The sequence below is a fragment of the Rariglobus hedericola genome, assembly GCF_007559335.1.
Lineage (GTDB): Bacteria > Verrucomicrobiota > Verrucomicrobiia > Opitutales > Opitutaceae > Rariglobus > Rariglobus hedericola.
On the sequence record NZ_VMBG01000014.1, the window covers coordinates 1 to 372 of the forward strand.

General features: G+C 51.3%; 1 protein-coding gene. It reads left to right on the forward strand.

Going from position 1 to position 372, the window contains the following annotated elements; genetic code table 11:
* A partial coding sequence (locus tag FPL22_RS17885; RefSeq protein ID WP_203235191.1) for a hypothetical protein occupies positions 1-229 on the forward strand: 229 nt, incomplete at its 5' end.
* Positions 230-372: the final 143 nt, after the last annotated feature.

Sequence of the window (372 nt, forward strand, 5' to 3'; positions counted from 1 at the left end):
ATCAGACATTTCGTGCGGTGGCACACAAAGCGGCTCCGCCGCGACTGTGACACTGCACGAAATTGTCTGTAACGACTGGTTCGGCTCCGTGGTTTTTGTTTCTGGCTCCAGAGATATTCATGCGCGTAGGTTCGATTTTCTTCAGGCTGATGTTTTTTCTTTTCGTATCTACAGCTTCGCCCCGTCGCTTCCGTATATCAGCGACATGGTTTTAATTTTTTCGGGCTGATGGTTCACCGCGTAAGCTCGGTCTTATATTGCCGAACGTTTGAGGTCAGACACGAATCGCGCTGGCGCGGAATGTGCGGCTCGGAGCACATTCCGTGACAGTGCGGTTCGTTGTCTGTAGTGACTGGTTAGGCTCCGTCTTTT